Origin of the sequence: Streptococcus sp. 27098_8_23, from assembly GCF_041432195.1 — a bacterium.
Taxonomy (GTDB): domain Bacteria; phylum Bacillota; class Bacilli; order Lactobacillales; family Streptococcaceae; genus Streptococcus.
The window spans coordinates 1-20,995 of the sequence record NZ_JAPVZF010000002.1; the positions used below are offsets into that span (position 1 = coordinate 1).

Below are 20,995 nucleotides of genomic sequence, written 5' to 3' on the forward strand. Positions count from 1 at the left end.
TCTGGTGTACCAACGAACTGCTTGTCTGGTGTGAAGGTCACAGTTCCATTTGATGCAATCGTGTAAGTTCCTTCACCTGGAATCACTTTTTCAGTTGATCCATCTTCAAATGTCGCTGCCACAGTTTCATCGATTGGAACCAGTGGGTCGCCACCTTGGAAGCTTGGAGTTCCTGTTTGTGGAACACCCTGAGGACCCGTGCTAGTTGCGTTAGTGCTGGTTGGAACTACTTCTTTCACCACCGCTTGGTACTTGACTGTAACAGGAGTTCCGTTGGCATCCACACGAGTCAATTCAAGTTCTGGTGTTTCCCCCTTGAATTGCTTATCTGGGGTGAAGGTCACCTTGCCATCTGCATCCACTTCGAACTTACCAACATTTGGTACTTCTTTCACAGTTGTACCATTGTCAAATAGTGGTGTCGAATCCGCTGGGAATGGAACTGAGTCATGGCCTGGAGTGAAGGTCACTTTACCTTCTTGGACCTGACCTTGCAGACCTTCTGTCATATCACCTGTACCAGTTGGCGTTACTTTCTCAACAACTGGGGTATAGGTCGTTACAGCCGACTCTCCATTTTTATCCACCACTCCAACTCGAACTGGAGTTGCCGGACCATAGAAGGTTTTCAGTGGAGTAAAGACAATTGTTTTATTTACAAGATCTAAATCGTACGTCCCTTGGTTGGCAATGGTTAGCGAAGTTACCTTTTGTCCATTCTCATCATAAAGAAAGACACTGCTTTGGACTAGGTCAACGGATTTCTTTGCTCCATTAATGGTTGTTGTCCCTTTTGTAAAGTGGACCTCGCTCTCGCTTGCTCTATCCTCATCAAATCGAATCGTTGCTGCTTGCTTCTGCCCTTGAAGGCCTTTAGATTTCGCTGCACTTGCTGAAGGGACAACTGGAAGTGGAACATAATACACCACCCGATACCAGGTAAATTCTTTTTCCAACTCTTCATCTCTAGGATCATCCGCGGTCAATAAATATTCATCGAGAGCTCCTTCTCCCGACATTGTGTTTGCATCAATATCCTCTCTTGGATAATAGCCAGGAATTTCAGGAGAAATCACTTGAGACCAAGTTTGGTCTGCAGACCAGGCTGAGTATGTCACACCAGCTGTCGCATCATTTGGTTGCCGTTTCGCCAAAACCTGGTCAATTCTCTTCGTTCGAGTAAACGAATGAGTCTCAACATGTTTTGGAGGAAGGAGTGATAAATCAGAATGGTTTGTTTTTTTGAGATATTCAAAATCAATCTCTCGAGTTCCACGAACAGTTTCGGTTAGTTCTGTAATCTTGTGTCTAAACTGAAACTTGAATTGTCTTGGGCTAGCCGAGTCACCAAAGGTATGATCTGTAAAATCGTTACTAATCAGTTCATATCCTGCATCTTCTAATTCCTTAATTCGACGAACAGGATCATAAGAAATTGGTCCATTAGGTTTGCCTACAACTGTGTCTACCTGTCCTAGTTGCACTTCCTTAGACGGATCATTTACATCCACAAAGGTGAAACTTGCAGATGACAGTTTGGTGGACATTTGGATTGAAACATTATTGGACTCAGTGTACTTGGAACTACCATTTGCCAGAGCCGAAGAAAGATAAGCTGTAGCACCTGAGGCAGTATCTTGCCCGATAACTGCTCCATCGATAGGAAACTGAACACTACTTCCAGCAGCAACCGGAGCAGTCGAATGCCAACGAACTGCACGAATCTCTGACCAATCCGACACTTGATCTGCTGTGAGCCATTGTGAAGCATTAATTTCTGTAGCAGTGCCCGCAGTACGACTATATTGAACTTCCCAGCCTGAAGGTGGTGTTAAAGCTTTTGTCAAACTCACTGTAAATCCAGAACCACGATTTCTGGATTCTAGCTGTTTATCACCTTTCATCGGCAAGGATGACAAAACATAAACGTCTGAAACCGGCTGTTTAGATGCGTTTTTATAGGTCACTCTGAAATCAATCTCATCACCAGGATAGTGCTCTTGGGTATTGTAGGCAAAGTGTTGATTTGTAGCTCTCTTCACTTCAGAGTAGACACCACTCGCTTCAGAAGCCTGTACGATCACATCGAAGTCATAAGAAACTGAATTTTTCGAGGTAACTGTAATGCCGTCAAGCTCCCCCAAGTCGTAACCATTCTGAGCTTGAACGTCAGGAAGTTCCTCATCCCAGAAAGCAATCGCTTTATAGGTATAGGTCCCATTTGGAATCGTTTTGTTTTCCAACTTCAAAAGCGTTGGAGGCATAGGGGAGTCTGGAGTCCCCTTTACTTGGGCATAGTAGAGAGTTTTCCCAGTATCTTTGTAATTATAATAAACCTTAAAATTAGGGTTTCCACTAAAGTTTAATTGTGGATCAGCCAAATAAGCCAGATGGTAAACTCCCGTCAAGTTTGCGAAGTTCTGAGTAGGGGTGTCTTTACCCGCAGTCCTTGTGATAAAATCTTGCTTAAAACCAGAAGCATCTGTATGTCGATTGAAAACATCTGTTCGGGCTCGCCCAATCATTGAAATTTGCTGGATAACACGCGTCAATTCGGCTGAAGCCGTTTGAGAGAAGGAAACAGTGTTACGAGTATTGTTAAAAGTGGAATCCGTTCTAGAATCCAACTTACTAATCGTCGAATCTTTATAGAGACTTTCCCAATTATTAAAACGTGTTTTTGTCTGGAAAAAAAATGCCGAAGTATCATTTGTTGAGGACTTCCTCATCTTGATATTTTTAAACTTGTACTCCAGTTCCTTCACATCTTGCTCTTCCGTCAATCGTAGACTACGGGTGTTACTATTAAAAGTACCTAATAACTCACCTGTAGCTTTATTGTATACTTCTACGGATGCGTCCGGTGAAGAGAAAAATTCATTCCATTGACGCTCCTCAATCACGTTTACTTCTCGATAAGACTCTCGTGAATCCTGTATTTTATGAGTGAAAGTGTAGTCATTGATAGGATAATCTTTTTCAACCTCAGCGACTGATGAAAGTCGAACATTAGAACGGTATTCTGTTTCACCATAAGAACGAATTATCTCCGAGTCAGACTGATTATAGTGTCTAAACTCAAAGAGAGAAGACTCTGACTGGTCTGTTTTTTGAACAAGGAGAGTATAAGGCAGAACGACCGTATTTTGATAGCTAGTCCCATCTGCTTTTGTATAGATACCCGTCACAGTTAGCTTTTGCGCTTTTCTATTAATATCCGCTACTTTGGCATTCTTTAACTTGAAAGAAATTGGAATGAGCTTGTTTTTATTGTTATTAATATCTTGAAGCGGATTATTTGCTCTATTAATCGTCAGATGGTAACCCGTCGCATCGGCAGTCCATCCTAGAGCTTTGGCTTCATCTGTCAACTCATAGCCTTCTTTTAACTCTATATTATAGGTATAGGATGTGACAGGATCAATAATATGGCCACCGACATCACTAATCCCCATACCATTGATCATACGACCATCAAAGACACCATTTCCATAGTTGAAGTAATCATTTCTTGCCGTATTATTCTTAGGATCTTTCGCACCATTAAATAGATAGAAGGACACACGAGACGAATCTTCGTCAACGATACCATCATTGTTTCGATCGTAGCCAATGACCTGATTATTAGACATTGGTGTCAGACCCCCTACACCGTTTTCTAAGACTTTCCACGTGTGTTCAATACTTCCAAGTTCTTTGAGGACATTGCCATTTTTGTCATAGAGCTTAGCAGTCGCTGTCACTTTATGGTCCGGCCCAATGGCTTGGACAGCACCTCCCCAGTTCTGCGTCAAAGGATCCATCTGAAAAGTATAGACGAAGTTATAGTTTGCTCCACCTCTCAGATTTGTAGGTTCTATCTTTAAATCAAGGTCTCCATTCGTTTTTTCTTGGCTGAACTTTACACCACCAACTGGAGAAGGGGTCAATTTAATCGCCTTACCATTTTGGAAATGAATTTTAATATACCCACCAGAATAGTCTGCTTCGTGCCCAGTAATACTAAAAGTCAAGGACTCACGAACACTATCTACCGCATGGATCTCTTTGATTGGCGAATGAGTTTTAAATTCTGCATTGACTTCATCTAGCGATCTCTTGCGTCTTGAAGAAGTTTTTCCACTAGAACCGCTTTCTTCCTTGCTTTTCTGCTCAGTTTGAGTTGATTCTAGAGATTGCTTTTTCTCCTCATCTAAAGAAGGCTGACTCGCTTCCTTGATATTGTCAACTTGAGAAACTGGTTGGCTCTGAGCGACTGGTGCAGATACTTCTGTTTTGGACGGCTCAGCTTTATCCTTCAGGTCCTTAACTGCTTCGTTCTGTGTAGCTTCTTTTTGAGGTTCAGAAATGACTTCCTGTCCATTCTCAGCACTTTTTTCCTTCTGTTGAATTTCCGCCTGCGTTTGTTGTTCCTTATTGTTGACTTGAGCTTCATCCGCTTGCACTGGAGAAGTAGCCATGACCATAAAAGTTCCTAGCAATACCGAACAGGTCCCAACACTTAACTTTCTAATTGAAAAGCGGGAAAAAGATTGATTAAAAATTTTTTTCTTCATCATTTCTCCTTTATATTCATACTTAATCTAACATAACAGCTTTATCATTATAACTTATAGTAAATAGAATTTCCAATAGAATGTTCATTTCTACAGAAATTTCTTTATAACTCCATTTGCATAGAAAAAGGAAGCTGTAAAACCAGCTTCCTTCTGTTGTTTTTACTCAATTTTCACGATTATTCCACACTGAAAAGATATGGATATACGGGTTGTTGACCTTGGTGAATCTCTACTTCAACATCTTCAAATTCTTCTGCGATTTCTTGGGCAATTTCATTGGCAAGTTCTTCGCTTCCGTCTTCACCGACATAGAAAGTCACGATTTCACTATCTTCGTCCAACATATGTTTCAATGTTTCAGTCAAGGTTTGGTGCATGTCAGGGTTTGACACGAGGATTTTCCCATCTACCATACCAAGATTGTCATTTTCATGAATTGCTAATCCATCGATAGTTGTATCACGAACAGCAGTTGTTACACTACCGCTTACGACATCACCAAGGGCCGCAGTCATGCGTTCTTGGTTTTCTTCGATTGATTTGCTTGGGTCAAAGGCAAGAAGACTGGTCAATCCTTGAGGAATTGTACGTGCTTCTACCACAACAGCAGGTTGTTCAAGCACTTCAGCCGCAGACTGAGCTGCCATAAAGATATTTTTGTTGTTTGGCAAAAAGATGATGTTGCGAGCATTGACCTGTTCAACAGCCTTGATAAAGTCTTCTGTTGAAGGGTTCATCGTCTGACCACCTTCGATAACATAATCCACACCTTGAGCACGGAAGATATCTGCTAAACCTTGACCAGCTACTACTGCGATAAGGGCATACTCTTTTGTTTCAGCAGGCTTGTTGCCTTGAGTTGCTTCTTTTTCAACTTGCGCCTCGTGTTGGTTACGCATGTTGTCCACTTTTACCTTAATCAAGCTACCATATTTGAGACCTTCTTGCATGACAAGACCTGGATCTTCTGTATGGACGTGAACTTTGACGATCTCATCATCGTTGACAACAAGCAGTGAGTCGCCTAAGTCATTCAAGTAGTTACGGAATTCATCGTAGTCAAAGTCCTTAGAATAAGTTGGACCTTGTTTGAGGGCTACCATAATCTCTGTACAGTAACCGAAGGTAATATCCTCAGTTGCAACATGTCCAGCTACAGACTTGTGGTGCTCTGCATTAATCATTTCACTCATGTTTGCAGGAGTCGCTACAAAGTCTTCAGAAGCACTGTATTCACCAGTAAGAGCTGAAAGGAATCCTTCGTAGATGAAGACCAAACCTTGACCACCTGAGTCTACCACACCAACTTCCTTAAGGACTGGAAGCATTTCTGGTGTCTTAGCCAAAGCTGCTTTTGCGCCTTCCAAGGCTGCACGCATGACCTCAACAGCATCATCTGTCTCCTCGGCTTTTTTCTTAGCCCCAATAGCCGCTCCACGAGAAACAGTCAAAATGGTTCCTTCAACTGGTTTCATAACTGCTTTATAAGCTACTTCGACACCGGATTGGAAGGCAAGAGCCAAGTCTTGACCTGTTAATTCATCTTTTTCCTTGATAGCCTGAGAGAAGCCACGGAAGAGCTGAGAAGTGATAACCCCTGAGTTCCCACGCGCACCCATCAAGAGACCTTTAGCAAGAATGCTCGCTACTTCTCCAACTGTAGAAGCAGGCTTGTCTGCTACTTCTTTAGCACCATTTTCAATGGTCATTCCCATGTTTGTCCCAGTATCTCCATCTGGAACTGGAAAGACGTTCAATGAATTGACATATTCTGCTTGCTTATTCAAACGAGTTGATGCAGCCTGCACCATCTCTTGGAATAAACTGGTAGTAATTTTTGACACGATTATTCTCCTACAACTTTGATATTTTGAATGTAGACATTCACAGTCTGAGCAGTAATTCCTAGTTGATTTTCTAAACTAAAACGAACACGCTCTTGAATGTTTTTTGACACTTCGCTTATCTTTACTCCGTAGCTCAATACGGTATAAACATCAACTGCAATGCTACCATCTTCGGCTGCTTTTATAACAACACCCTTAGAATAATTTTCCTTACCAAGAAGGGCTTGGAAATTGTCTTTGAGGGCATTTTTACTAGCCATACCGACCACACCAAAAATCTCAGTTGCGGCACCACCTACTACGGTTGCAATCACTTCATCTGTCAGTTCGATTTGACCATCTTTTGTATTAATTTTTACAGTCATTTTTTTTACCTCAACTAGTTGATACTTTATTTTATCATATTTCAGCCCAAGTGTAAAAGCAGAATGCTGTATCGGCGGATATTTACTCTATTTTTCAAATGGTTTTATCCTTAGAGCAAAAGAAAAAGACCTAACTGGTCTTTTCATTTTTATTAAACGCGTTCAACTTTACCTGATTTCAAAGCACGAGCTGAAGCCCAAACTTTTTTAGGTTTACCATCGATAAGAACAGTAACTTTTTGAAGGTTTGGTTTTACGGCACGTTTTGTTTGGTTCATCGCGTGTGAACGGTTGTTTCCTGATACAGTCTTACGACCTGTAAAGTAACATACTTTAGCCATTGTGTTTTCCTCCTATTAGATCTAATATAGCGGATGTGCTAGCACCACATACCGTACTATGTTATCACACTTTCTTGAATTTATCAAGGGCCTAAACTATTTTTTTATTTAACGTAAACAACTCCAAGTTTACCAAAAGCAACTTCCCCACGGATAATCAGAGTTTTACTAGTTGGCGCTACAGGAGCATCTGCCTTAGCTGCACCAAAGGAGGTTTCTACTTTCAAATCGACACGCCAGTGTTGTGGAACATAGACGGTTGCATTCCCGAAAGCCACTTCAATATTTAAAGTCGCAAAATCACCTAACATCTCTGCATTGTCATAGTAGATTTTAGCATCCCCAAAAGCGACTTCCACTTGGTCATCTACGAGATCTTGATCTTGCTTATAGAAGGTCCCGCTACCAAAAGCGACTTCCTTATCCGTGACGACTGTTTTTTTCCCATCGTACCACCATTTTTTTTCATTCCAGAACTTACTTGAATGCGTCAGATAACCAACTCCGAGTACCACCAAGATGCTAGCCCAGATGAGAGAATGATTGGTAACTGGCAACAAGTCATACGAATAATTTGCAATGATGAGCGCCAGTAAACCTGTAAAAACTGCCGAAGTTAGATGGCGTCTAAGGATGGACTCAATGGACTTATAAGCAAAAAAAACAATTCCTAGCAAAGGCCATATCTTGCCATCCAAAGAAGGAATTCCAAAATTCCCTTGCAGCAAGATCCAAGCTGCTAAAACCAATAAAACAATACCAAATGCTTTCTTTTTCATGTTTTTTACCTCATGTTTCTTAGATTTTCTTTTAGGAGGGATTGGTAATGTCGTGAGACATGAACCTCCTTGTGCGTCTGATAAAAGGAAATGGTACCCGTTCCTGAAAAGGACTTGTCCACTGAGTAAATCTGACGGATGTTTGCGATCGTTGACTTGGAAACTCGACTAAAATAACGAGGCAAGATGGACTCCAACTCATAAAGTTTGAGACGAACTTCATAGGCTTCCTTCTGGTTATGAGCGTAGATCTTGCTCCCTTCTGTTTCAAAGAAGAGAATTTCTGAAAGGTCTAGGTAATATTCACCTGTCCCCTTGTAAAAAGTCAACCTCGGAGCCTTTGACTCTTGCAAGAGCCGCTGCAAATCTGCAATTTCATCTGTCAAAGTGGGTGTCTTGATGACAATTTCAGTTTCTTCTAAATCGCCGTCAATCTCAATTCGTAACTTCATCACATCTCCTTTCTGACTCTACTATATCAAAGCTAAGTTAGGAATACAAGGGCAAAAAAGCAAGTGGTCAATTTGAAGCAGTAAGTGGTTGTAGGACTAGCTTAACTTACATGTCAGAATAGGAAGAAAAGGAAGCCCCACACCAGACCACAAGCATAGCCAACCAAGACATCCTTGGGATAATGAACGCCCCCTAAAACCCTCACCAAGCCCAGCAAAGCTGAGAAGAGCAAGCATGCTAAGCCAACAGGTAGACTAGCATGCAGACTGGCCATGGAGATGATGGTTGCCGAAAAAACATGGCGACTGGGCATCGACTGTCCCGAACTATCTTTTTCAAGCAGGGGACGGATATCCCAAGTTTCGTAGGGGCGTGGGTGATTGATTTTCTTACGAAAAAGGGACAAGATCACAAAGCCTGTGGCAGGGACAAGCAAATAGACCACAACTTGCTTCCCAAGTCCTAGCTGCAGGTAAGTGGTGACTAGTAAGGTCAGATAGACCAGGGGCATAGCTACTGTCATCAAGCGATTAAAACTGCGTAACAGAAATAGAAGGGTGGGATGGCTGGTGAGCCTGGAGCTGATATTTCGATACCATTCTTGATAATTTTTCATGTATTCTTCTCATTATCACTTTATTTTTACCTCTAGGTGAGGCACTTGTCTTCTAGTATAGTGCAGAAAAAGAAGGCCGTCAAGCCTTCTGAGGTTTATTCTTCTGCATCATCTTCTGTAAATTGACTATTATAGAGATCCGCGTAGAAGCCAGCTTGGGCCATCAGGTCATTATGATTGCCTTGTTCGATGATATTGCCATCTTTCATGACCAAGATCAAGTCTGCATTTCGAATGGTTGACAAGCGGTGGGCAATAACAAAGGAAGTTCTCCCTTCCATCAAACGGTCCATGGCTTTTTGGATCAATTCCTCTGTCCGTGTATCAACAGAAGAAGTCGCCTCGTCCAAAATCAAGAGTGGCGCATCTTTCAACAAAGCACGAGCGATGGTCAAGAGCTGTTTTTGTCCAACAGACAAGGTCACTGTATCATCCAAAACAGTATCGTAGCCATCTGGCAAGGTCATGATAAAGTGGTGGATTCCCACAGCCTTGCTGGCTTCCATCATTCGTTCATCACTGATGTCTGTCTGATTGTAGATCAGGTTCTCTCGAATCGTTCCTTCAAAGAGCCAGGTATCCTGCAAGACCATTGAAAAGGCATCGTGTACTTCTGAACGCGTCATAGCCTTGGTATCCACACCATCAATGCGAATACTTCCCTTATCAATCTCATAGAATTTCATCAAAAGATTGACAATGGTTGTCTTACCAGCCCCAGTCGGTCCAACAATGGCAACCTTTTGACCAGCATGAGCTGTCGCAGAGAAGTCATGGATGATGGTGCGTTCTGGTGTATAGCCAAATGACACCTGATCAAAGACTACTTCCCCTTTTATGTTGCTCAATTGTCTTTCCTTATGAGATTCATCTTGCATCTCAGCTTCAGCTAAAAACTCTAATACACGAGTCATGGCTGCACTCGCTTGTTGCAAGTTCGTAATCCCTTGGGCAATCTGTGACAGAGGTTGGGAGAAGGTCCGTACGTAAACCATAAAGGCTACAATAATCCCTATTGTGATATGCCCTTCTAACGCCAGCGCGGCTCCAACGATAATGACTAAGACATAACTAAAGTTTCCAACAAAGAACATAGCTGGCATCATGATACCAGAGATAAACTGAGATTTCCAGATACTATCATGCAAGTCTTGATTTAAACCTGCAAATCTTGCTTTGGAGGTGTCCACTGCGTTGTAGCTGGTCACTACATTATGGCCAGAGTACATTTCTTCTACGTAACCATTGACGGCCGCTAGATTATTTTGCTGAGCTTTAAAATAACCCTGTGACTTGGCCATGATTACAGAAACCACCGCAAAACCAACAAGGGTTGATACAACGGTTACCAATGCCAAAATCCAGTTCATCCCAAACATGGTCACCAAGACAGCAATCAACAAGAAACTAGCTGAAAGAACTGTCCCTAGACTTTGGTTGAGAGATTGCGCTGCTGTATCCACATCATTGGTCACGCGCGAAAGGGTGTCCCCTTGCGAATGACGGTCAAAATAGCCAAGTGGCAAACGATTGATTTTTTCAGCGATTGCTGTCCGCAAGCGTTTTGAAAAATGCTGAATGCTCGTTGAAAAGATATAGGCCTGTGTATAATTAAGGATAGCTCCAAATACATACAGAACAACCAAAAATCCAGCAATGTTTGACACAGCTACCAAGTCGATTTCTGTAGCCAAGCCATCTGAAATCAAGTTAGTAATTTCTTTAATCTTAGTTGGACCATAAACGGTAATGATACTTGAAATGACTGCAGCCACAACTGCTATTAGGAGAGGGAGTTGGAGGCCTGCCATATAAGGTTTGCACTGTTTCCAGACCGAAACTTTTTTATTTTCCATCTTCCAATTCCTCCTTCGATAGTTGTGAGTAGGCAATTTCTTGGTAGACTTCGTTAGTAGCTAGAAGTTCTTTGTGGGTGCCTTGTCCCACGACTTTACCTTGATCCAAAACCAAGATCAGGTCGGCATCCATGATGGTTGAGATGCGTTGAGCAACGATGAGCTTGGTCATGGATTTTGTTTTCTCAGCTAGCTCTTGGCGAAGGACACGATCTGTCTTGTAGTCCAAGGCTGAGAAAGAGTCATCAAAGATGAGAATCTCTGGTTTACGAGCCAAGGCACGCGCAATGGCCAAACGCTGTCTTTGACCTCCTGAGAAGTTGGTTCCACCTTGGGCTACTTCTGATGCAAGACCTGCTTCCTTGTCCTCGATAAATGCTTTAGACTGGGCCAATTCAAGAGCTTGCCACATAGCAGCCTCACTTAGAGGACTTTCTTGACTCTTACCAAAGTCCAAGTTCCCCTTGACATCTCCAGAAAAGAGTACAGCTTTTTGTGGGATATAGCCGACCTTATTACGCAAGTCTTCCAAGTTGTAATCTTGCACATCGACACCATCTACTAGGATTTGACCAGATGAGACATCATAAAAACGAGGTATTAGGTTGACTAGAGTAGATTTCCCAGATCCAGTTGATCCGATAAAGGCAACTGTTTGACCTGCTTCGGCTTTAAAAGTAACATGTTCCACAACTGCTTCTGAGTTTTGAGAGTATCGGAAGGTTACGTCACGGAATTCCACTTGTCCTTGAACTGAAGAATCTGCAGCCTGTGCTTGACTCGGATTCTTAATAGAAGGATGCAAATCCAAAACTTGGTTGATACGTCCTGCAGAAACCAAGGTCCGAGGAAGAACGATAAAGAGTGCACCCATGAGTAGGAATCCCATTACAACCTGCATGGCATAAGACATGAAAACCACCATATCACTAAAGAGTGGCAAACGGTCGGTCAAACTAGCATCGTTGATCAGATAGGCTCCAATCCAGTAAATAGCCAAGGTCAAACCGCTGGAAATCGCCATCATAATCGGGTTCATAATCGCCATCAAACGGTTGACAAAAAGGTTGAGACGAGTCACCTCATCGTTGGCTGCTTCAAATTTTTCATCTTGGTAATCTTCCGCATTGTATGCACGAACAACTCGAATCCCTGTCAAGCTTTCACGAGTGATACTATTGAGTTTATCTGTCAATTTTTGGATGACAGATTGTTTTGGAAAGGCCAGAGTCATAAGAACAGTGGTCATCAAGACATTCACAATAACAGCCACAACGACCGCCCAGAGCCAGTATTCCGATTTCCCAAGGATTTTTCCAATGGCCCAGATAGCCATAATCGGCCCACGAGTAACCACTTGCAAGCCCATGGTAAAGAGCATCTGTACCTGGGTAATATCATTGGTCGTCCGAGTCAAAAGACTTGGGATTGAAAAGCGCTTGATCTCTGTCTGCGAAAAATCTAAAACACGATGAAATACGTCAGTGCGTAGATGGGTTGTATAGGATGCTGCAACACGAGCGGCAAAGAAACCAACCATAACAGATGAAAAGAAAGCCAATAAAGACAAACCAATCATCTTCGCAGCTGGTGACCAGAGTTCACCCAACTGCGTTCCAGACGTTCCCAGTAATTCTGTAATTTGCGAAATATAAGTCGGCACCTCTAACTCGAGATAGACCGAGAAACAAGTGAACAGAATCGTAAGGACGATCATTCCCCACTCTTTTCCTGTAATACGTTTAGCGAGTTTCTTCATTCTCTCCTCCTATCTTCTCAACATTTGCTTGCAATTGCCCGAGTACCTTTTCAAAGATTGCTAAGTCTGACTTTGAAACCCCCTCTAGCAGACTCTGATCAATCCGATCAAAAAAAGCTTTAACTTTTTGCATCTGCGAACGCGATTTCTCCGTCAGGCGAACAAATTTTGCCCGCTTATCGCTGGGGCTCGCCTCTAACTCGACCAAACCATTTTGTACCATGCGCTTTACTAGATTACTCGCCACAGATTTGGTAATATTGAGTTCCTGCTCGATATCCTTAATCAAGACTAGTTCCTCTTTTTGTTCACAATGATCTAAAAAACGCAGAACCTGCCCTTGCGGTCCACCCATACATTCAATGCCACATCGCTTGGCTTCTTTCTGTACCATCAGATGAACCTGGTGTCCAAAACGTTTGAACATTAACATCGGCTTGTCCATGATTGCTCCTTTCTCACGACAAATATAGTTCTCACAAGAACTATTTAAGTTTCCATGAGAACTATTTTATCATTTTCAGAAAAGATGTCAAGAAAAAAGTTTCTATGAGAACTATCTTGGTTTAAATTGACATTAGGCAATATTTTTTCTATAATAAGCACTAACTACTGTGGATAGAAATCCATTCACTTGATGAAGGGAGAAAACTTTCAAATGAAACCAGAAGAACAAAGAGTTTTAGGAATCTTAGCAACCATTTTTGGAGCCATCGCACTTTTAGGGTCCTGGATTCCATTTATTAACTATCTATCATTTTTCATCGCCATTGTCGCATTTATCTTGGGGATTATCGGCCTTATCGTCAACCTCAAAAAACGAAAAACAATGGCCATTATCGGAACATCCCTTGCAGTTGCTTCTGTTGTACTTTTCTTTACGACCCAAGTACTGTACGCTAATGTCTACAAAGAGTTTGTCAGGGAGTTTAACCGTTCCTACAGCGAGGCAAGTGCCTCAATGGAGCGCGAAGAAGAAAGCGACTTGACAGATGATAGCGCCTATTCCATCCCAGAGGAGGAAGAAGACGATAACTTCTCCTGGACCCAGGAACAGTTCAACGCCTTAATCGAAGGTGACCTTGATAACAAAGGAAAAGGTGGTACCAACTACAAGGATATTATCAAAAAACACGGACTACCAGACTCCGAGTTTGACTCCACTATCGGAGGGTACGATACGAGAAAAATCACCTATATCTCCATTGGTGACAAGATCAAGACTGTTACCTTAACTTTTGCAAAACAGGAAAATGGACAGCTCCTGCTCGTCCAAAAACATGCAGTCGGTCTAGGTCTAGAAAAAAGCAAGCAACAAAACGACTCTGAAAGCAGAGTCTAAGTTCTAATATCAAAAAAAACGAACAGCTAGTAAAACTGTTCGTTTTTCTATTAGAATCCATCTACGTTTGTGTAGATCTTTTGTACGTCTTCGTCGTCCTCAAGAACGCTGTAAAGTTTTTCAAAGGTTTCAAGGTCTTCGCCTGACAATTCCACTTCAGACTGAGGAATCATTTCCAATTCAGTCACTTGGAATTCTTCGATGCCAGACTCACGAAGGGCAACGATAGCCTTGTGAAGGTCTGTTGGAGCTGTGTAAACAGTGATTGTTCCTTCTTCTGCTTCTACATCGTCCACATCCACATCTGCTTCGAGCAATTGCTCAAAGACTGCATCAGCGTCCTCACCCGCAAATACGATCACACCCTTGTTGTCAAAGAGGTATGAAACTGACCCTGAAGCACCCATGTTTCCGCCGTTTTTACCAAAAGCTGCACGGACATTAGCTGCGGTACGGTTGACGTTTGAAGTCAAGGTATCCACAATCAACATAGAACCATTTGGTCCAAAACCTTCGTAACGACCTTCTGTAAAGGTTTCGTCTGTGTTTCCTTTTGCTTTATCAATCGCTTTATCGATAACGTGTTTTGGCACTTGGGCTTGTTTAGCACGGTCGATAACGAATTTCAAAGCAGTGTTTGATTCTGGGTCTGGATCCCCTTTTTTAGCTGCTACATAGATTTCTACACCAAATTTTGCATATACTTTAGAGTTAGCTCCATCTTTAGCCGTTTTCTTGGCTACGATATTGGCCCATTTACGTCCCATTAGGAATCTCCTTTTTTCACATTTTAATCTTTCTTATTATAACACAAGTCCATCTGATTTTCACTAGAGGAAATGGATTTTATTTTATACTCAATGAAAATCAAAGAGCAAACTAGGAAGCTAGCCGCAGGCTGTACTTGAGTACGGCAAGGCTAAGCTGACACGGTTTGAATTTGATTTTCGAAGAGTATTAGCAAATCCAGCTAGGAGTGTCCTTTAGCAGCCAAGATTGCCTTGCCTTCTTTTATCAGGGGATGACGGAAAAGAGAGAAGTACAGTTGGGTGGTCATGGCAACCCAGATAAGAGGTTCACAGAGGATGACTCCCCTATAGCCTGCCCAAGGGATAATCAAGACCACAAAAACGATTTTCCCGATTAGTTCTATAAAGCTGGAAACTAGAGGAAGGACTTTCTGCCCCAAGCCCTGCAAGCAATTCCGATAAATCAGCAAAAGGCTCAAAATCGGATAAAAGACTGAACTGATTTGCAGGTAGAGGCTACCATTTTCTACCAAGTAAATATCTGTTGAACTGGCCAAGAAAGAAACCAAGCTAGGACTGGCAAAAAAGAGGAAAATACAAACAAAACCTGCCCAGGACATGCTCAACCGACTCCCAATACCAAGACCTTGAACAATGCGGTCTGGTCGCTTAGCCCCAAGATTCTGAGAGGCAAAGGTCGTCATTGCAGAAGAAATAGCCGTCATTGGAAGCAGAGCAAAGGCCATAATGCGTCGAGCTGCTGTTTGGGCACTAATAATCACAGCTCCAAAAGTATTGACCGAAGATTGTAAAATCACACTACCGATAGACACAATGGAACTCATCAAACCCATAGCCAAACCTTGCTCCAAGAGATCCGCATACAAGGCCTTGTTCCATTTAAAATGCTTGAGTTGAGGAAGCAGTTCTGGAACACTCTTACGGATATAGAAAAAGCAAAGAACCGCTGACAAGCCTTGCGAAATGATGGTAGCAAGCCCCGCAGATTGAACTCCCAGATGCAGTTGCGTAATAAAATACAAATCTAGAACCACATTAACCAAAGCAGAAAAAATCAGAAAGCCAAGTGCAGCCAGACTATCACCAATGGATCGCAACAAGCCTGCAAAAAGATTATAGGCAAAGCTGACGCCTACACAAGTCACAATCATAGAAATATATTGATAGGATTGAGGAAGGATTTCTGCAGGGGTATCCAGGTATTGCAAGAGTGGATACAGACCGACAAATCCCATCATCATGACCACAATGCTCAAAAGAGCACCTAAAATCCAAGTTGCTGCTACTGCTTCTTTAATTTTAGTGAAATTACGAGCCCCATAATAGCGGGCAATGACAATCCCCATCCCATTGCCAACACCAAGCGTAAAACCTATAATCAAGTCAAAAATGGCCGTTGTTGCCCCTACTGCAGCCAAGGAATCTTGACCAAGAAAACGCCCAACAATCAAGACGTCAGCTGTATTATAAAGCTGTTGGAAAATATTTGACAGCAAGATTGGAAAGGCAAAGCTTAACAGCGCAGGAAGAATGGGACCATGTATCAAGTCCACGGATCGTTTCTTATTCATAAAGCTATTATATCAGCTTTCTAAAGGAGCGACAAGGCTCTGTCACTAAGTTTGCAATCAATTGCTTACAGAGAGACAATTTGCTATAATCAAGAAAAGGAGGTCATTTATGAGTTTGACCAGTCAATTAATTACCGATGTATTTCCCGATCTGGATAAGGTTGAAAAGCTAAACAAGGAAGCTTTCCCTGAAGAAGAACGAGTCCCTCTGTCTGAGTTCTTGCGCTATCAGGACCGAGATGATGCCCACTTCTTTGCCTTTTATAACCAGGAAGAGTTTGTCGGCTTTGCTTTCTCTATTTCCAATCCAAAGGCCTTCTATATCAGTTTTTTTGCCATCATGCCCCACCTGAGAAGCCACGGATATGGAAAAGAAATCATCGAAAAGCTGACCGATTTTTACCAGCGAACCATGTTACTCGAAGTCGAGCGATTGGATGAAGAATGCGATAACTTGGAGCAGAGAAAGGCCCGCATGGACTTCTATCGCCAAAATGGCTTTAAATCAGCCAACGCTTTTCTAGAGTACGATGGTTTGAGTTTTGAAATTCTTTACCGTGGCGACCATTTTGACGAAGAGGCCTATCGCGACATCTTCCAAAAGTTACAGAATGAACATTATTTTGACTTTCATATAGAGTATCGTCGTTTTAGTGACCATTAAACAAGACTTATCCATCTGGTGAAGAACCTCTCTTTTTCGATAGAAGCTACATATAAAAATGCATGTAATTTACGATTACATGCATTTTTTATTTTCAACTAATCAGAATAAACTTTTATTCTCTCTATGGCTTAAGCTTCTGCATTGCCTTCTGGAAGAAGGAAGTAGAGAATAGCATAAGCTAAGATTCCAGAACCACCAAGTAGGGTGAAGATGATCCAAAGTGCACGAACAAGTGTGTGGTCCATGTTAAAGTAGTCAGCGATACCAGCACAAACACCAGCAATCTTTTTGTCTTGTACGTTACGAACAAGGCGTTTTTCCATTATAGTAGTCTCCTTTTTATAGAATGGTTTAATTTTATCATCAAATTAAAAAAATTGCAACAGTTTTTTTAATTTTTTTGATTAAATACTCTTTTATTACGCTTTTGAATCTTATGGAGAATTAATAATTAAACATAAAAAGCAGAGAAGGACTTCTCCGCTTTTATTTTTAATCTTCAATTTCGATTTCAAGTCCGTCGCCTAGGTCAAGCGTTACTTCTTGGTTAGGTGCTAAATCTTCTGCGCCAGAGATAGGAGTTGTCCCTTCTTCATCCTCAATCAAGCCATATTGAACACGGACTTGGTGGTCAATGGCATCAAAGATTTCTGGGTGATCCGCCAAGTATTTCTTAGCATTTTCAGATCCTTGTCCGATTTTTTCACCCTTGTAAGAGTACCATGCTCCCGCTTTTTGGATGATATCGAGATCACTTGCGATCTTCAAGAGCTCACCAGTTTTAGAAATCCCTTCTCCGTACATGATTTCAACAAAGGCTTCCTTAAATGGTGGAGCCACCTTGTTTTTCACGACCTTGATCTTGGTTTCCTTACCGACATTGGTATCTTTTTGGTCACCAGTTCCCTTGATTTGTGTGCTTCCACGAACATCCAAACGGACTGAAGCGTAGAATTTCAAAGCACGTCCACCAGGTGTTGTTTCTGGATTTCCAAACATGACTCCAACTTTTTCACGCAATTGGTTGATAAAGATGGCAATTGTTTTGGTTTTATTGATAGAAGCTCCGAGTTTACGCATGGCCTGGCTCATCATACGAGCTTGCAAACCAACGTGGCTGTCTCCAATATCCCCATCAATTTCTGCACGAGGTACAAGGGCCGCAACCGAGTCGATAACGACAAGGTCAACTGCACCTGAGTCAATCAATTTTCCAGCAATTTCAAGACCTTGCTCTCCTGAGTCTGGTTGTGACAAGAGCAATTCGTCAATGTTCACACCAAGGGCTGCAGCATAGGCTGGGTCAAGAGCATGTTCCGCATCGATAAAGGCTGCAATACCACCTTCTTTCTGTGCTTGCGCAACAGCGTGAAGGGCAACCGTTGTCTTACCAGATGATTCTGGTCCATAGATTTCGATGATACGTCCTTTAGGATAACCACCTGAACCAAGGGCAATGTCAAGAGCCAATGAGCCTGAGCTCATCACTTGAACTTTTTGCTCCGCGCGCTCACCCAAGCGCATGATTGAGCCTTTACCAAAGTCTTTCTCAATCAATTTAAGAGCATCGTTCAATGCCTTTTCACGGTCTGCTCCAAATTTTTTCCCAATTTCATCTAATTTTTTTGTTGGTTTTTTCGCCATTTTGTTCTCCTATATTCTACTGGTCCTTAGACCTATCTTTCATTATACCAAAATTTAGTCACTTAATAAAGCCTTGCGAACTAGGTTAAAGGCATGCATGACCGCAATCTGTCGAACATCAGCTCGACTCCGTCCTGCGATATTGGCCTTGATCACCTCTGTCCCTTTTGCATGTGCCAGTCCAATAAAAACTGTACCAGCTGGATGCCCCTCTAGGCTATCTGGCCCTGCCACACCTGTCAGACTGACTCCATAATCAGACTGAGTCTTAAGTCGTGCCTGCTCTGCCATTTTTCGAGCTGTAAACTCAGAAACGACCCCGTGTTCTTTTAGCTCTTGCTCGGAAATATCCAGCATCTTGGACTTCTCTTCTAGGCTGTAAGTGACAAAACCGCCATTAAAGATTGCTGAAACGCCCGAAAAGTCTGCTAATGTCGCTTGAAAGAGACCTGCCGTCAAGCTTTCTGCTGCAGTAATGCTTTTCTGTCTCTTCTTTAGCTCTTCTACAACGACACTTGCGAGGCTGGTTTCTTCCCCATATCCATAACAGATGTCTCGTAGAGAAGTTCCCTCGAAAGTTTGGCGACTCAAGATTTGATTTTCTAAGATATCCAGTGCTTGATCAGCCTTTTCTTGACTAACTGCTTTTGTAGACAAGCGCAAGGTCACTTCCCCCGTCTTGGCATACGGCGCCAAAGTCGGATCGGTTTGATGGTCAATCAAATCCGCTAAAATGGTCACCAACTGACTCTCCCCAATTCCAAAGAAACGGAGCACTCGTGAGTATAACTTGGTACCAGTCATTAACTTGGGTAAGAGTTGATTTAAGACCATGGGTTTCAACTCACTTGGTGGTCCTGGAAGGACCACGTAGGTCACGCCATCCACTTCCGACACCCCTCCGACTGCTAAACCTGTTTCATTTGGCAGTGGAGTTGCCCCTTCTACAATTTGGGCTTGGCGCTCATTATTCGGTGTCCGAGCATAGTCAGGTCTATGAGCAAAGAAAATATCCAGTTTCTCTTGTGCTTGAGGGTCAAACACTAGATCTTTTCCTAAAAATTTTGCCAGAGTTTGTTTGGTCAAATCATCCTCAGTTGGTCCCAAGCCCCCTGTCAAAATCACAAGATTACTACGTTGGCTCGCAATCTCAAGCAAGGACAAAAGACGAGCTTCATTATCTCCAACAGCTGTTTGGAAGTAGACATCTACCCCGATTTCGGCTAGTTTCTCTGATAAAAACTGAGCATTGGTATTGACAATCTGCCCTGTTAAAATTTCTGTTCCGACAGCAATAATTTCTGCTTTCATGTTTCCTCCTACTTATCTATTCGAATTTTTTTGAAAAAATCGCAGGAAATTTCCCACGATTTGATTCTTTTCTTATTCTGCTTCTTCGTTTGAAGCGTTAGTACTGGTTGAAGGTGCTGTCCGACCAAAGGCTGTTTCGTACAGTACCGCATTGGTTTCCAATTCTGTCACTGGTTCTTTACCTAGTGAACGACGCAAGAGATTTTGCATTTCGAGCATATGTTCTGAAGTGACAATCTGATAAGAAATTCCCTGTAGCTCAGCATCTTCTCCACGCAATTGATGCGTTTCGATATTCTTGAAGGAATCTTGATAGCCGAGCAATTGTGGAATGCTCTTAGCTGATAAGTCCACATTGGTCTGCATGTTATCACTCAAAGCTTTGAGGATACCTTGATAATGGCTCACACTGTTTAGGCTCAAAACCTTCTCAACGATCTTTTGAATAACTTCACGTTGACGTTTTTGACGACCATAGTCTCCTTCTGGGTCTTGGTAACGCATCCGTGAATACACCAGAGCTTCCTCACCATTCAAGGTTTGTTCTCCAACACCGATAGAAATCTTATTAAACTCCTCTTGGTCAGCAATCGAAATTGGGAAACCAAGTGTATTGTTGACAGTGATCCCACCAACTGCATCCACCAATTGTTGAAGTCCCTGCATGTTAACCATCACATAGCGGTCAATGTGGATATTCATCATCTTTTGAATAGTAGAAATTGCAAGTTCCGCACCACCATTAGCATAGGCCGCATTGAGTTTAGCTTCCTGAACTTGACCGTTTCCAGTCTCAATCTTGGTCAAAATATCCCGTTCCAAACTCATCATAGTGGTTTTCTTTGTTTTGGGATTAACCGTCAAGAGAATCATAGAATCACTATTTCCCGCCCACGGGTCTGTACGTTCCACATTTCCCGTATCTACCCCCATCAAGAGGATGGTCAGAGGCTCCGTCGCTTCGATAACGTTGGTTTCTTCCCCGATTTTTTTATAAGTCTTTTCACTCAAGGTTGCTGTTCCTTGTTGGAAAATGGTGTAACCATAAACCGCTACACCTAAAACTGTTACTGCTAGGAAACCTAGCACCATTCCAATTAATTTTTTGATCATCT

At 42.3% G+C, this 20,995-nt stretch carries 18 protein-coding genes; 2 read left to right on the top strand and 16 right to left on the bottom strand.

The window, feature by feature from the left end; translation table 11 throughout:
* The 10 genes from O3652_RS03895 to O3652_RS03940 all read right to left on the bottom strand — a co-directional run.
* Positions 1 to 4,559: YSIRK-type signal peptide-containing protein (locus O3652_RS03895; RefSeq protein ID WP_371590084.1), on the bottom strand; the 4,559-nt coding region annotated here is incomplete at its 3' end.
* Between the two features lie 176 nt (positions 4,560 to 4,735).
* A complete protein-coding gene (locus O3652_RS03900) occupies positions 4,736 to 6,403 on the bottom strand; it encodes a DAK2 domain-containing protein (RefSeq protein ID WP_070569243.1) in 1,668 nt (555 codons plus the stop codon).
* A 2-nt stretch (positions 6,404 to 6,405) separates the two neighbouring features.
* Positions 6,406 to 6,771, bottom strand: a complete 366-nt coding sequence (locus O3652_RS03905) for an Asp23/Gls24 family envelope stress response protein (RefSeq protein WP_000216434.1) — start codon at positions 6,769 to 6,771, stop codon at positions 6,406 to 6,408.
* A gap of 152 nt (positions 6,772 to 6,923) precedes the next feature.
* Positions 6,924 to 7,112, bottom strand: coding sequence for a 50S ribosomal protein L28 (gene rpmB / locus O3652_RS03910; RefSeq protein ID WP_001140948.1), 189 nt, complete (start codon positions 7,110 to 7,112; stop codon positions 6,924 to 6,926).
* Between the two features lie 104 nt (positions 7,113 to 7,216).
* Positions 7,217 to 7,891 carry a hypothetical protein gene (locus tag O3652_RS03915; protein WP_070569247.1) on the bottom strand — a complete coding sequence of 225 codons (675 nt, stop codon included), beginning with the start codon at positions 7,889 to 7,891 and terminating at the stop codon, positions 7,217 to 7,219.
* A gap of 5 nt (positions 7,892 to 7,896) precedes the next feature.
* Positions 7,897 to 8,343, bottom strand: a complete 447-nt coding sequence (locus tag O3652_RS03920) for a LytTR family DNA-binding domain-containing protein (RefSeq protein WP_042902924.1) — start codon at positions 8,341 to 8,343, stop codon at positions 7,897 to 7,899.
* A gap of 113 nt (positions 8,344 to 8,456) precedes the next feature.
* Complete coding sequence (locus O3652_RS03925) at positions 8,457 to 8,960, bottom strand: phosphatase PAP2 family protein (protein WP_070569250.1); 504 nt, start codon at positions 8,958 to 8,960, stop codon at positions 8,457 to 8,459.
* 95 nt (positions 8,961 to 9,055) lie between these two features.
* Positions 9,056 to 10,816, bottom strand: a complete 1,761-nt coding sequence (locus O3652_RS03930) for an ABC transporter ATP-binding protein (RefSeq protein WP_125412375.1) — start codon at positions 10,814 to 10,816, stop codon at positions 9,056 to 9,058.
* Positions 10,806 to 12,575, bottom strand: a complete 1,770-nt coding sequence (locus O3652_RS03935; RefSeq protein WP_371590085.1) for an ABC transporter ATP-binding protein — start codon at positions 12,573 to 12,575, stop codon at positions 10,806 to 10,808. Before O3652_RS03935 ends, O3652_RS03930 begins: the two co-directional genes overlap by 11 nt.
* Positions 12,559 to 13,020 carry a MarR family winged helix-turn-helix transcriptional regulator gene (locus O3652_RS03940; RefSeq protein ID WP_371590087.1) on the bottom strand — a complete coding sequence of 154 codons (462 nt, stop codon included), beginning with the start codon at positions 13,018 to 13,020 and terminating at the stop codon, positions 12,559 to 12,561. The genes O3652_RS03935 and O3652_RS03940 overlap by 17 nt, the downstream gene beginning before the upstream one ends.
* A gap of 192 nt (positions 13,021 to 13,212) precedes the next feature.
* Here O3652_RS03940 and O3652_RS03945 point away from each other — a divergent pair, with 192 nt between their 5' ends.
* Positions 13,213 to 13,917 carry a CD20-like domain-containing protein gene (locus O3652_RS03945; RefSeq protein ID WP_371590088.1) on the top strand — a complete coding sequence of 235 codons (705 nt, stop codon included), beginning with the start codon at positions 13,213 to 13,215 and terminating at the stop codon, positions 13,915 to 13,917.
* A gap of 50 nt (positions 13,918 to 13,967) precedes the next feature.
* On the opposite strand, the gene O3652_RS03950 is transcribed toward O3652_RS03945, so the two are convergent.
* Positions 13,968 to 14,684: a YebC/PmpR family DNA-binding transcriptional regulator gene (locus O3652_RS03950; RefSeq protein ID WP_000532894.1), complete on the bottom strand. Its 717-nt coding sequence runs from the start codon at positions 14,682 to 14,684 to the stop codon at positions 13,968 to 13,970.
* A gap of 203 nt (positions 14,685 to 14,887) precedes the next feature.
* The gene (locus O3652_RS03955) at positions 14,888 to 16,258 is read right to left on the bottom strand and encodes an MATE family efflux transporter (RefSeq protein WP_371590090.1); all 1,371 of its coding nucleotides are present in this window, start codon (positions 16,256 to 16,258) and stop codon (positions 14,888 to 14,890) included.
* Positions 16,259 to 16,367: 109 nt separating this feature from the next.
* On the opposite strand from O3652_RS03955, the gene O3652_RS03960 reads away from it, so the two are divergent.
* On the top strand, positions 16,368 to 16,922 hold the full coding sequence (locus O3652_RS03960) for a GNAT family N-acetyltransferase (RefSeq protein ID WP_000060281.1): 555 nt from the start codon (positions 16,368 to 16,370) through the stop codon (positions 16,920 to 16,922).
* A 131-nt stretch (positions 16,923 to 17,053) separates the two neighbouring features.
* Here the strand turns inward: O3652_RS03960 and O3652_RS03965 are convergent, their stop codons facing one another.
* The 4 genes from O3652_RS03965 to O3652_RS03980 form a co-directional block, all read right to left on the bottom strand.
* The gene (locus O3652_RS03965; RefSeq protein WP_371590091.1) at positions 17,054 to 17,248 is read right to left on the bottom strand and encodes a PspC domain-containing protein; all 195 of its coding nucleotides are present in this window, start codon (positions 17,246 to 17,248) and stop codon (positions 17,054 to 17,056) included.
* A gap of 169 nt (positions 17,249 to 17,417) precedes the next feature.
* Positions 17,418 to 18,569 carry a recombinase RecA gene (gene recA, locus O3652_RS03970; RefSeq protein ID WP_070696030.1) on the bottom strand — a complete coding sequence of 384 codons (1,152 nt, stop codon included), beginning with the start codon at positions 18,567 to 18,569 and terminating at the stop codon, positions 17,418 to 17,420.
* Positions 18,570 to 18,623: 54 nt separating this feature from the next.
* Positions 18,624 to 19,880 (bottom strand): competence/damage-inducible protein A, encoded by a 1,257-nt coding sequence (locus O3652_RS03975; RefSeq protein WP_371590092.1) that lies wholly within the window; start codon positions 19,878 to 19,880, stop codon positions 18,624 to 18,626.
* A 72-nt stretch (positions 19,881 to 19,952) separates the two neighbouring features.
* Positions 19,953 to 20,993, bottom strand: coding sequence for an LCP family protein (locus tag O3652_RS03980; protein ID WP_371590093.1), 1,041 nt, complete (start codon positions 20,991 to 20,993; stop codon positions 19,953 to 19,955).
* Positions 20,994 to 20,995: the final 2 nt, after the last annotated feature.